Source organism: Streptomyces sp. NPDC056580 (genome assembly GCF_042793175.1).
Lineage (GTDB): Bacteria > Actinomycetota > Actinomycetes > Streptomycetales > Streptomycetaceae > Streptomyces.
The window spans coordinates 24813-37672 of record NZ_JBHTVE010000032.1 but is presented as its reverse complement, the minus strand read 5'-3'; the positions used below and the strand labels follow the sequence as shown (position 1 = coordinate 37672).

The following is a 12860-nucleotide window of genomic DNA, read 5'->3' as shown; positions in this document are numbered from 1 at the left end:
GAGCTGGTCGCGCTCATGGAGACACCGCTGTACCTAGAGTTGCTCAAGGACGGCGCCGTAACCCATCCGTACCTCCCTTCCGACGTCCACGCAGCCGTCCTCCTTCACGGCGCCGAAGCAGGCCGGCAAGTCCTCTTGGAGGACTATGTCAACCGACAGCTCAACAGACGTGTCCCCTTCAAGCCGAAGCGAGATGCGCTCAAAAGCTACGCCGCCTACATCGCCTACGAGATGCAGCGGACCATCCAGCCGTCCTCACCGTACTGGGCTCTGGTGGACCATCAGCCTTCTCCAGCCGCCGTCACCATCCGAGCCTTGGCATGGTGGAGGTTTTACAACCGTGTCCCCGCATGGGTCTTCGGCCTTTTCTCGGCCGTGGCCGCGGCTCCTGCCTACGTCCTCTGCCTTCAGATGCCAGTGGGTCTAACTCGCGGATTTTGCGTCGGATCGATCACGGGGGTCGTCCTCGGCGTCTGCCGAGGGGTCCGCACTTCCCGCGCCGCACTTGTCGCGCTCTTCAGCACTGCAGCGGCGGTCCTGCCCCTGGGTCTCTGGCTTGAGGGCCTGCCCATCGCCTTGAGCGATGCGGCCGAGATCGCGCCTCCCGTAGCCATCGTGTTTCTCTTGCGCGACCTTCTTGCTGGCTCCCGCATCCAGTGCCTGTTCAGCGCTTTCACTGCAAGCGTGACCTCCGCAGGCGCTGTGGCAGCAATCCCGGCCGCTGGGCTCCCGCACGCCAACGACCGCACTTTCCTGGGAGTCATGGTTGCTGTCTTCCTGGGCGTCCTGGTCGCCGCCTTCTCCGCCCGCTTGCTGTCTCACCCCGAAAGCCAGTTGACCCCTTCAACTGCCGACTTCCGCCCCCGCCGCTCCCGCCTCGGCCCGTTGCTGCCCCACCTTGTTGCCGCCACCGCGGCAGCCTCCGCAGTCGGTATCGCCGGCGCCGCAGTTGGAGGAATCTTCCATCATTCCCTCCGGCACGGCCTAAGCGTCGGCCTGGTCTTCGCGGTCATGGCGGCAGGGCCCATCGGCGTGACAGCCGGATTCATCCAATGGCTCAACCAGCCTGCTTCCCGCCCGACCGCAAGCTTCGACCACCTTTACCGGCACGACCGGCGACTCGCCCTCCTCAGCGTGCTGTCCGTCGGATTGGCCAGCACCCTCTCCATCGCAGCACTGCGAACCTACCTCGGTTTCCTCGTCGTAGCCGTCCACGACCCCACTTTCACCCCTCAGCCCATAGTTGGCCTCCTGTTCGGAGCCACCCTCGGCGTGATCGTCGCCGCCTTCAACACCGCGTGGCTGAACTACGTCATATGCACCATCTACTTCGCCGTGCGCGGACGCATGCCCTGGATGCTCTTCTCCGCCCTCCGCCTGCTCCACACCTGCGAAATCCTCCACCAGCAAGGACCCATCCTGGTCTTCCGTACATCCTCCCTCCAGGACTACTTCGCATCTCGCCACCCGCACCCCTGACCCCTCCGGACGCGTCGGGCGAAAATTTCCCAAGCCCTGGCCTTGCGAGGACGAGGCCGCTACCAGAATCGAACTTAGGGCTTGCCGGTAATCAACACGTCGGTTTGGTCTTGTTTTTGTCGGGGATGAGGAATGTCGCAATGTCAGCTGGTGTGCGGAAGCGGGCGGCGAGGGTGACGCCGCTGGCGATTCGGCAGTCGCCTTGGCTCCTCGGGCGGTGCGCTCGCGGAGGTCGGCGGCATTGAGGTACTCCAGATCTGCCTTGCCATCTGAAGTGATCTTCGCGAGCTCTCGCCGCAGCCGGTCTCCCTTGGCCTTCACGTTGGGGTGCGGAGTTTCGGCAGTCTTATTGGCGTAGATCATTTTGATGCGCACCTGCGGGAACGACGACGCCAGCTCCTCGAGGATGTGCAGGAAGCGACGTGTTCGGTCCAGAAGCTTGGCATTCGTGTGCGGCGCCAGGTCCTTTTCGTCTCGGCTCATGTCCAGCAGTGTCGGCAGATGGAAGTGCAGCTTCTCGACCACCGTCTCCTGGTAGCCCGATGACGTCTTGGCCTGCAGGATCACCAACTCGATCTTGCTGGCACGCGAGGGAAGGTATTGATGGGCATCAGCGGTGACGTAGCGCTCGTCGACGAAGGTCCAGATGCCGTCGATGCCGCAGTCGTGAGCCCCGTCAACGATGCCCGTCCATGATTTCGTCGTTGTCGAGGTCCCAGTCCTGTAGGGCCTTGTCAGCAGCGAAGAACGTGAAGAAGTCATCCCGACTCTTGTCCGGCGCCAACATCCGGTGCTGGTCCTCCAGGATGCGATCGAGCAGCCGCTGGTCGTTGTTTTGTGCGGACGTCATACAGCACCACCCCCCACCAAGGTGTCAAACCCGGACAACGATGTTGGCAGGCTAGTGCTGCCGTGAACACCCCGCGTACTGAGGAGAATTGGGCGTCGTACCGGCACGGTACTGAAGCGTCGCCGACTTCCCGGACGCGGTCCACACCGCGGTCTTGAGTAGCGGCTGGATGATCGTCGCGCTCGGGCCACGAGAGCGGTCGCCGGCCAGGCGGTCGCTGGCCCGCTCAGTGGGCGGCCCCTGAATGGGCGCTAGCACTCGGCGCCACCTTAGGGGCGGGTTCCCAAGGCCGACGACGTCGCACAGGCCCGGTTCAGCGACAGTACGCACCCCCGTGAGCCCGGCCGAGGCCAAGCAGAAACACCGCCATTGGCGCGTACTGCAAGACCGCATAGCGTCCATCGTCAACGCCCTGCCACGATCGGTGGCGAGGCGTCAGCACATCTAATCTGTCACTGTGGGTCCCCCGCTTGCTGCGCACTAGCTGTATTGCCCTGTGAGGTTGGGGACGCGGCTGGCGGGTGGTTGGCCTTTCAGCGCGGTGTGTCCGCGGTGGTGATTGTAGGCGTGCAGCCACTCGGGGAACGCCTCACGTCGTTCCTGCTCGGAGCGGTAGGGGCGGCCGTAGGCCCACTCTTCCAGCAGGGTGCGGTTGAAGCGTTCGACCTTGCCGTTGGTCTGGGGCCGGTAGGGCCGGGTTCGCTTGTGTGTGATCCCGGCCGCTGCCAGTGCGTCGCGCCAGTGGCGTGAGCGGTAGCAGGCGCCGTTGTCGGTCAGGACCCGCTCGACGGTGATCTCGCACTCGGTGAAGAAGGCGTGGGCCCGCTTCCAGAAGCTGGTGGCGGTCTCCTTCTTCTCGTCGGCGTGGATCTCGCTGTAGGCCAGGCGGGAGTGGTCGTCGACTGCGGTGTGCAGGTAGCCGTAGCCGACGTTGGTGCGGTTCTTGCGGCCCGCTTGCCGGCCCAGGGTCTTGTGGCCGGCGCCGTCGGGGATGTTGCCGAGCTTCTTGATGTCGACGTGGACCAGTTCGCCGGGCCGGTCGCGTTCGTAACGGCGTATGACACGGTCGGTCGCCCGGTCCAGGTGCGTGAGGCGGGCCAGGCGGTAGCGGGTCAGGACCCGGTGCACGGTCGAGGGCACCAGGCGGAGCAGGTGGGCGATGCGGGCCGGTCCCCATCGGCGCAGGACGCGGACCTTGATGATCCGGCGTTCGGTACGGGTCGGGGTCTGGCGCGGGCTGGTGTGCGGCCGAGAGGACCGGTCGGACATGCCGGCTTCGCCGAGCAGACGGTAGCGGTCGGCCCAACGCTGGGCTGTGGTCGGTGAGACCTGGAAGCGTTCGGCGGCGCGGCGCAGGGGCCAGCCGTCCTCGACAACGCAGCGGGCCAGGCGAAGACGGCCGGTCTCGGTCAGGAGTGCATTACGGTGGGGCAAGAGGAGCTTCTCGGTACTCGGTGCAGATGTCGCAATCCACACCGAAGCCGGAAGGCCCTCACTCGTTCAAGACCACCCAGCCGTGCCGTCCGTCACCAACCTCCGTGGACAGAACAACTAGCACGCCGTCACGCAGACCTCGCGCACCGGCGATAGAATCAGGCGAGCGGACGGTGCCGAGGTCACTGTCTGAGTAGGTCCAAGACGAGCCCGAGCGAGGTCAGGACCGTTTGCGCGCCCGCGTCGATCAGTGTCTCAGCCTGCTCCGTGTTGGAGGCGTAGCCGAGGAAGCGCAGGCCGGCCCGCTCGGCCGTACGGAGTTCCGTGGGAGTGGAACCGATCATCAGCGTGGCGTCCGGTGGTGTCGACAGGCTCCTCATAACGTTGTGCAGGGATTCGGGGTCCGACGTGGGGTGCGCGGTGCCCGACGTGCGGCTGTAGATGTGCGGTCCGAACACATCCGTCAGGCCGCGTTCTGTGAGGTAGCGCATGACCGAGTCGGAGGAACACTGGGCCAGGACGGCCATTCTGACCCTCCGTGCCCGCCAAGTTCGCAGCAGTGGATCGGCGTACAGGGTGGGCAGGGCCGAGCCCACGGCTCGTAGCTCCGCCTCCGCTAGGAATGCTTCCGCCTCGTCCAATACGGCGCTGTCGGGCACGTCCTCGGACAAGGCGGCAAGGATGGCATAGGGATCACCGGTCGCCTCTTCCGCGACCTCGTCCCGCGCGGGCCATTCCGCGGCCAGCCGCAGAAGCTCATCGGCGAGGGCGGCGCGGCGGCGGTGCGGGAAGAGCCGGCAGACGGCTGGATCGAAAACGAAGATGACGGCCTCGGCGCCTTGGACCAGTTGCCGCACCCTTTCCGTCCAGGCTTCGGCATCTGTCTTTGCCGACTCAGGCGCGGCGTCGACGGTCAGCGCGTCATGGAAGACGCTATTTCCCAGAGGTCCCGCGTCGGGGGCTCGAAATCCGGAGAAGTCAGCTCCATCTTGGAACCGACTTCCGGCGAAACTGACCGTGACGTGGCCTGTTGCCCTGGCGTAGGACACTCTCCCAGCGAACACCGAGTTCGTGAACCGTGCCGGACGGCGGAACTCGGCGCGCGCGAAGGACACTTTGCTGTTGAACGCGCAGGCGTCGAACCTGACCTCACCATGGAAGGAGGTTCGGTCCCAGGTGGCGGCGTCGTCGAAGGTTGCCCCACCGATGCTGAGAGTGTCCTCCAGGGTGGCTCTGTCCATCGACATGGTGCTGCGGAATGCCGAGGAGTCGAACCGCACGGGTCCGTCGAACGCGACTCTGTCGAAGCAGGCATCGCCGTGGAATCCCGCCTTCGCGAAGTTCGTCCTTCCCCTAAATGTGGCACCCGCGAAGGTGCTGGCGGCCGTGAAGTCGACCGAGCGGAAATTACCGTCGCGGAACATAGCCCGAAGAAAGACGGCAGAGCCCAGCAGGGGCGTCCCGGTCTCCGGGTCGCGCAGTGCGCCGAGAAGTTGAGCCAGCAGGGCCGGGGTGAAGGACGTGCCGGAGAAGTCGACCTCCGCCATTGGGGTCAGCGTCGCCAGGTACTGCGTCCGCTGCTCCACGGCCAGATGCGCGAGACACACGGACGACCCGGAGACGGCTCTGCCCAGGCATCCGTGCGGGTCCTGCGGCGTAGAGCCGACGCCGCACAGCGGCCACGGCGGTGCCGACTTGTCCAACGGGCGGTCCAGTCGGGTTGCCTCCGTGATCTCCCGTCCGAGTAGCATGGGATCTTCCGTGCACAGCCAGCCACGCGTGTCCACATCGGCGGCTCGGCCCTGCGCCACGAAACGCGGCTCCCATATCCGGCCGAGCAGGTCCGTGATCTGCCGGCGCACGGACGAGGAGACCGTGAGGGTCGCCTGTGGCAGGTCGGCTCCCGCCAAGCGAGCCAGTCGGTCACGGAAGCCGCGGTCGCGCAGCATGGCCATCGCCTCCCGCACGGCGTGGCCGGTCAGGCCCTGGGTGCCAGCATCTATCACCTCGCCGGTGGTCATCGCGATGCCGACCGTCACCGGGAGGCTCGGCAGCGTCTCGGACCCGGCGAGGATGCCGGGCAGTTGCGAGAGCAGCCGGCCGGCGTTCCACAGGGCGCGCGGGCCGTCCAGCTTCATGAGGACGTCCGGTGCCGGTGGGGCGAGTCCGCGTGTGACCGTTCCGTCCAGTTCCGCCATGGCCATCCGCTGGATCAACGCGTCGCCGATGTAGCGTTCGGCCACGATAGCCCTGTCCCTGGTCCCCGGGTTCTTCAGCAGCTTGGTGTCGATGGCGAGGCACACCGGCATGCGCGTGGCGTCCGCGGGCCACATGGGGACATCCGGCTGATTAATGGTTTGATCCGGCGGTGCTTCTCCGAGCGCCTTTGACCGATCGAGAGCGGTGCGGAAGCTGGTGTCGGTGAGGAGCCTTTTCACGGAGATGCCGGTGAACCGACCAGCGGGCTCTGCTCGGTTGATCAGGCCCACGAGGTAGCCGTTCCTGGACAGCGGAGCGCCCCGCAGTTGCGGCCACCCGGTGGTGGGGTGGGGAACGGTGATTTCTACCTCCAGGCTCTCTCGGGGGCCGGTGAGAGCGCGTCCGCCGAGCTGCACGGGACTGCCTGCTTCGGAGAAGGCGTGAATTGTTACGGGTTCCGATGCAGCGGGACCCGTGGTGAGGGCTGACTGCGCGGTGTCCAGGGCCGTCCACGGGCCGGGTGCGGTGGTCACGGTCTCTTGCGTCAGGATCAGTGCGGCGCGCTCTGGTTGTGGGCCATCGGACCAGATGACACGGCCGGTCACCGACCGGCCACCGGCACTCACGAGGGCGTGCTCTGCCGCGGTGCTCATACAGGTCAGTACCAGCCACGGGGTCAGCAGGATGCCAGCGGAGGGTCCCGCACGGTCGTGGGGCAGGGGTGCAACAGAGACGAGGTGGTCGTGCAGAGCAACGCTGTCCGGCCCGGCGGTGACTTCGGCAGCCGGCTTATGCGTGCCCTGAAGCTGAGCCTGTGGCTGGGGCACGGACTGGAGCTCAGGGCCATCAGCGAAGGGCTGCGCGTCATGAGGGATGGCGATGGCCCGGCGGCCGTCGGTTGTGCCGCCCAGTCTGATCGCGCCGAATTCGCTGACGGCGCCACGTCGGCGGTCGAGGTAGTCCCACACGTTGCGTCTGACCAGCTCACGAACCGTCGCCACGTCCGCGCGCAGCTGCGATCCAAGGAGGACGTCACGTACACCGGGCAGAAAGTCGAACGTCAGGTCGTCGGGAGTAACGTCCGGTGCGACCGTGCTCCAGGGGCGGAAGAGCCCGCCGAGGGCGACTTCGGCGAGATGGCCGTGCTCGGACCCCGGGAGCATGGAGCGGCGTACGAGGGTGATGACCGGGAGGCTGAGCGGTACGGCTGCCAGGTACGCGGCGAGTTGCTGCGCCGTGGGCGAGGCTTCCGAGCGGAACCGCTCGACCGCTTCCAAGGCCGGGGTGGTACGTGCGGTGTCCGGCGAGACCTGTGTGCGGTGTACGGATGCCGGGCGGGTTTCCAGGTGGAGCGCCGCCAGTCTGTGCCAATTGTCGTCACCGGAAAGGAGGCGGGCGAGCCGGGCCAGGCTGCTGGCAGCGGTTGAAATCACCGGCACCGCAGGCGGCGCGGTGGTGGTCGTCGGCCGGTTGCGCCGGCGTCGGGCAGCCGAGCCACGCGTCGCGCTCCGGCGCCAGGACCGTGCCGGTGAGGCTGGCCGGTCGCTGCGGAAGGCCATCGGCGCGGGCTGCACGGCGGCCCGGGCCCACAGCCGCTCGGGCAGGATGTTGAGCAGCGCCACAGAGTTGTGCTGACTCCAGTGGTTCAAGACGCGGTGCAGGTCTCCCCCGCGCCATCCGTCGGCGACGGTGTCGGTGACAATGAGGACGAGCCGGTGTCCGGTGGGATCGGTGATTTCCGAGGTGCTGCGCGGTTCGGTGCCGCGCCGGTGGGCTACGCCCGGTGCGCCGCCGCTCTCGGTGCCGGTCAGGTACCAGGTGCGCACGTCCCGGAAGACGCCGCTGTGGGTCAGCACCTTGCGAATCTCGTCCACCAGATCCGTCCACAGCAGCATCGAGTGGTGTGCGTCGACGATGAACGCCAGGTCCAGCCAGCGGCTTTCGGAGGGCAGGAGCACGGGGCTCGGGATGCGCTCCTCGATGCTGCGCTCGACGGTGGCCTGCTCGTCCAGCCGCTCACCGACGCCGCCGATGGAGCGTCGGCCGATCGCCCGCAGGGCCCGCATCATGTCCAGTGGCGCGTCGAGTGACGCGGCTTTGGCCACGCGCACGGGCACACCACGGCGCCTGGTGCTGTCCCGTTCATCGGTACGTGTGTGGAACAGCTGCTCACTCGGGGTGCGTATGGCGGAAGCGGTGTCGGGGCCGGTGCGGCCCGCCGGTACCGGGTCGTCCGGGTTCGACACATTTTCGGCCGGGGCGGGTTCGGCGGTGTTCCTGGCGTGGCTGGCGTCCACCCGTGCCGCGAGCCACAGGATGTCCGCGATCTCCTCAATGCCGGCGTCCGGACCGTACTCGGCAAAGGCTTGGAGGAGTTCCTCTATCACGCGGGCCCCCTCGTCGGACGGGTCGCCCGAGCCGGTCCAGTCATGCGGGAGGCCCAGTGAGCTGCTGCATCACCGTGTCGAGGAACCGGACGCGGTCCGCGTCGTCCGTCCACGCTCTGCTGAGCCGGAGCTGGATGGCGTTGAGGAGCTGGTCGGTTGCCAGGTCGCCGTCCATGCGGCGGTCGATGAAGTCCTGCAACAGGCTGTGGTACTTGCCGTGTTCACCGGCGTCGACGCCGAGCCGCCGGCGGACGATCCGTGCCAGCTTCTTCGGACCAGGGGGCTCGAGGTGGAGCCGGACGCACCGGCGCAGGAAGGCGGGCGGGAACTCCCGCTCGCCGTTGCTGGTCAGGATCACGATGGGGAAGTAACGGCACCGGACGCGTCCGCCATCGATGCGGGCGAGCAGGTCCGGTCCGTCGTCGGTGGCGATGTTCACAGCCGGCTCGTCCACGGACAGCCGGGCCAGTTCGGGGATCTCGAAGCCACCTTCCTCGAAGAGTGTCAGGAGGTCTCCGGGCAGGTCGATGTCGCTCTTGTCGATCTCGTCGATGAGCAGGACCCGGGGCTGGTCCCGCGGGAGCAGGGCGGTGCCCAGCGGGCCTAGTCGAAGGAACCGGGAGATGGAGGAGGGAGCGGCTTGCGGAACGGACGGCATGGCTGCCGCGCGTGCGGCTGCCTCGTCCGGTGGGGCGTCCGCCAGGGCTGCCGCGGAAGCGGTCGCGTTGGTCGACACGTCGGCACCGGCGGCCGCGTCGGTCCGCAGCTTGTGAAGGTTGGCCTCCTGGAGTCGTCCGATGGCGTCGTACAGGTAGAGGCCGTCGCGCAAAACCGTGCGGCTGGTGACGGGCCAGTGCAGGACCGGGCCAAGACCGAGATCCGCTGCGATGCTGTGCGCAAGCGTCGACTTGCCCACGCCGGGCTTGCCGGTGACGAGCAGAGGTCTGCGCAGGTACAGCGCGGTGTTGACGACGTCCGTCTCCTCGTCGTCGGGTACATAGCCGGCGCCCCGTTCCAGGGTCCGGCTCCATGCCGGGCCCGAGCAGCCAGGCGCTTGGTAGGAGACATCGGATGTCCCGTCGAAGGTTCGCCAGGGAGGCGCGGGCGAGTCCTTCAGCCGAGCGATCTTTTCTGCGTGGTCGCCGGCGCCTTGGTAGAGCCACCAGTCCTTGGCTGTCATCTGGTCCCCCAGCCCCTGGTCATGTCATGAGTGCGACGCTTCGGCCGCCGGTGAGCCCCGCAGGAACTGGGTGCCGACCGTGCAGTCGGGATCGTCCCACAAAAGGACGAGTCGGCCTTCGGCATGGGTGCGTGCCGCGTGGGCGATGCGCAGCCGGTGAACCTGGCGGGGCAGGGCCAGCACGTCCGTCGTCGGCGTGCCGTCGTCGTCCGGCCGGAGTAGGGCGGTGAGTTCACTGAGTGCGGTCCCTTCGGTCGGCGGTCTGCCGTCGCGCCACCACACGGTGGCCGGTACGCCTGCCTCCAGGACGGCGTCGAGCAGGTCGTCCGTGCGTGCTCGGGAAGTGTCGGCGACCACGCATGCCGGGGCCACGTCCAGGCCGAGACTGATGCCGAGTGCCTCGGTCACCTGCGGGTCCCGAACCACGGTCACGGCCTCCGGGTGGCTTCCGCCTTGTGCCTTGAGCCATGCCCACTTGCGTTCCCAGAGGGCGGGGTCGTCGCGGCGTTCGTCCGGGCAGCGGACCACCACTTCGTACAGCAGTCCCAGGGGCCGGTCCTTGCCGGGCCGTCGGCCCGGCATCATCCACTGGTCGAAGGGGGTGCCAAGGAGATCGAACGGCACGTGGAACTCAACCCGCTGCACGTCTCTTGCGAAGACGTCTGGCCCGGAGATGCCTGAGGCGGGGCGCCCTGGCGGGCGGACGCTGGCCATCGGTCTGACCGCCTTGAGTTGCCGACCCAGTTCGACCCTGATCTGCTCCAGCCGCATGGGCCGGCCTGGTGTTTCCCACATGGCAGTGGTGGCCGCGCTGCGTCTCAGCCAAACACGGGCACGATAGGTGTCCTCTTCCTCGGCGGCTGGGTCGAGGCGGACGTGCAGCACGGTGGATCGCGGGGATGGCTTCGGGGGTGGTGGCAACGCGGGCACTCTCAGCCTGCGCCGGGTGTCCTCGACCCAGGTCCCCAGCCGTGCTGCCCAGGTGGCATCGGTTGTCCGGTCGGCGAGGAAGCGCACGAACGGCAGTGTCATCGGTATCTCCGGTCGGCTGCCCTGCCGGTCGTCGAGGTCTCGGGCGATCTCGATCAGTTGTCCGGCGGGCAGTCCCTGCCGCACAGGTGTCGTGCAGCCGGTGCTCTCGAACGCCCATGCGTAGGCGTCGTAGGTGCACGGTGGCAGGCCGCAGGCGCCGAAGGCCTCGCCCAGGGCGTCCCAGGCAGGCTGGTCCAGCCGTCCGGCCTTGGGCGGCAGCGGGAATTCGTCGTTGAGAAACGTGCTTTCGTCCCAGTCGCGGTCCCGCAGGAAACGCGGAGTCTGCCAGGCGTCTCCGCTGGCCCGCATCCGCGTGAACCGCTCACGGACGGCAGTTGCGATCTCGGCCAGGCCGAGGATGCACTCGGTCGTCGGCCGTCGCCCGAACTCGCTCAGCAGGACCTCGGTGAATTGCCCCGTCTCGCGTTCGGGGTCGTTCTTCACCGGTTCGCCGTCCCGCCCGGCGTGTAACTGGAACTGGCGTCTGCCCTGCACGGTCCGGCCGGCTCCGTACTCCACCCGGCCGGGGTTCATGTTGCGCGGCTGATCGACGCGACAGGCGTCGACCACGCTCGCCTGAAGGGGGAAGCGGTCCCCTTTCACCTTGTCGGTACGCCACCAGCGCAGCGCTGAGTCGAGGTTGAGGTGGCGGATCTCACCTGGGTGAGCGTCCGAACACACCAGCACCATGTCGTTCGCCGCGCCGAGAAATCCGTGCCCGGCCCAGTAGATCCACAGCATGTCGCCGTCACACCCGGCGAGTTCGCCCAGCAGGACGTCCTTCACGTTCTGCTCGGTCGCGGGCCGCGCCATGTCCTTGAGGTGCTCCGCATCAGGGATGCCGGACCAGTCAAGCCGCTCCGGTGACAACGGGGACAGCAGCAGTCGCACGTTGGCCGACGGGACCTGGCAGGTGCCGGTGAGCCACCGCGTGAAACGCAAGGCGTCCCCGGCCGGGCCTCGCAGGTCCATCCTCGGGCCCAGTGCATACTTCTCGACCCCCACGACGAGGGCGAAGGTGCGCTCCGGGCAGAACGTCACGGGCAGGAGGCGGTGCCGGTCGATCACGCGATCTCCGCAACAGCGTCCGCGATACGGTCGTACAAGCCGTCCGCCCTCCAGTAGGCGCTGTGGCTCGGCGGGAATGGCTGGCCGCTAGCGATCTCGTGGTCGGTGACCCGGGGGTCGTCGTTGAAGACGGGCCGGGCGACGAAGGAGAGCAGGTCCTGTCGGTCATACACATTCAGCCAGCGCGGGAAGGCACCGGGAAGCGGCTGCCCAGGCTCAAGGGCGGCCAGCGCCCCGAGTTCGTACAGGTAGGGGGCCTGAGAACCGACGGTAACCAGCAGGCGCGGGCCGACCACGGGCTGCCCGCTCATTGCGCTCGAGGCAAGCAGGTCGACTAGGGCGACGCCTCCTAGGCTGTGGCCGATCAGCACCGTCGGACCCGGTTCGTCGGCGATGGCACGGCGCAGCCGCTCCCTCAGCTGCTCACCCCGGACCTGGTAACGCAAGATGTCACCGAGGAAGGGAGCGGCCTTGCCCGTGAGCGGACCGCGCCAGAGATTCAGGGCGGGCTGCGTCGTCACCCGGAGCGCGAGAGTCGCCAGGACGGCCGCGACCCTGCCTCCGGGCATCCGCGCGTCACCACCGAGGCGTGCGGTGAGCAAATCCACCAGGCGGTCACGTTCGCTCCCTAGACACTCGGCATCGGTGCCGGCGGAGGCCAGCGCGGCCGCGATGACGGCCCGGCCCAGCGCAACGGCCACCTCCCGCGCGGCGGAAGCCTCTTCGGCGCCCTGAGCGGCGAGGGCGACCTCCTCTGCGTCGCACGCAGCCCGCAGTGCGCCCGGGTAGTGTGCATCGAGTCCGGTCGACCGCAGCAAGGCGCCGAGTTCATCGTCGGCCGGCGGGTGGCCGGTAAGTTTGGAGAGCCGTTCCGTGACATCGGCTCCCGCTGGGCGTGCCCCTGGCACACCGAAACTGTCGGCCTCGTCCTCGAAGTGGGCGAGCAGGCGCAGTTCGCAAAAGGGATCGGCCAGCAGTAGGGCCCACAGCGCCGCCTCGCGGTCCGGTGGCGCGACAACCGCTTCGTCATCGCCCGCGCGGGTGCGGCCCCGCCCGGGGATCGACCGGCTTCCGGCGGTCAGTGATACCCCGAAATCCTGGCCCCAGAAGCACGACGAGATGGACGCGCCGGGGAACCGATCACTGAGGCGCGAACTGATCCTGCCGAACAGCCTGTCGTGCCGCTCGCGTCGTACCCCGGTCCCGTGGACGAACATGAAACGCACCGCAG

The 12860-nt window shown here is 67.8% G+C and carries 7 protein-coding genes; 1 reads left to right on the top strand and 6 read right to left on the bottom strand.

Going from position 1 to position 12860, the window contains the following annotated elements; genetic code table 11:
• The coding region (locus ACFQ9Z_RS38070; RefSeq protein WP_383031193.1) for a hypothetical protein at nucleotides 1–1479 on the top strand (1479 nt) is incomplete at its 5' end.
• Nucleotides 1480–2155: 676 nt separating this feature from the next.
• On the opposite strand, the gene ACFQ9Z_RS38065 is transcribed toward ACFQ9Z_RS38070, so the two are convergent.
• The 6 genes from ACFQ9Z_RS38065 to ACFQ9Z_RS38040 form a co-directional block, all read right to left on the bottom strand.
• On the bottom strand, nucleotides 2156–2329 hold the full coding sequence (locus ACFQ9Z_RS38065) for a hypothetical protein (RefSeq protein WP_383031190.1): 174 nt from the start codon (nucleotides 2327–2329) through the stop codon (nucleotides 2156–2158).
• 480 nt (nucleotides 2330–2809) lie between these two features.
• Entirely contained in the window at nucleotides 2810–3763 is a 954-nt protein-coding gene (locus ACFQ9Z_RS38060; protein ID WP_383031187.1) for an IS481 family transposase, read from the bottom strand.
• Between the two features lie 182 nt (nucleotides 3764–3945).
• The gene (locus tag ACFQ9Z_RS38055) at nucleotides 3946–8349 is read right to left on the bottom strand and encodes an SAV_2336 N-terminal domain-related protein (protein WP_383031183.1); all 4404 of its coding nucleotides are present in this window, start codon (nucleotides 8347–8349) and stop codon (nucleotides 3946–3948) included.
• A 40-nt stretch (nucleotides 8350–8389) separates the two neighbouring features.
• Nucleotides 8390–9529, bottom strand: coding sequence for an AAA family ATPase (locus tag ACFQ9Z_RS38050; protein WP_383031180.1), 1140 nt, complete (start codon nucleotides 9527–9529; stop codon nucleotides 8390–8392).
• 24 nt (nucleotides 9530–9553) lie between these two features.
• Nucleotides 9554–11629, bottom strand: a complete 2076-nt coding sequence (locus ACFQ9Z_RS38045; protein ID WP_383031176.1) for a hypothetical protein — start codon at nucleotides 11627–11629, stop codon at nucleotides 9554–9556.
• Nucleotides 11626–12855 (bottom strand): hypothetical protein, encoded by a 1230-nt coding sequence (locus ACFQ9Z_RS38040; protein ID WP_383031173.1) that lies wholly within the window; start codon nucleotides 12853–12855, stop codon nucleotides 11626–11628. The genes ACFQ9Z_RS38045 and ACFQ9Z_RS38040 overlap by 4 nt, the downstream gene beginning before the upstream one ends.
• Nucleotides 12856–12860: the final 5 nt, after the last annotated feature.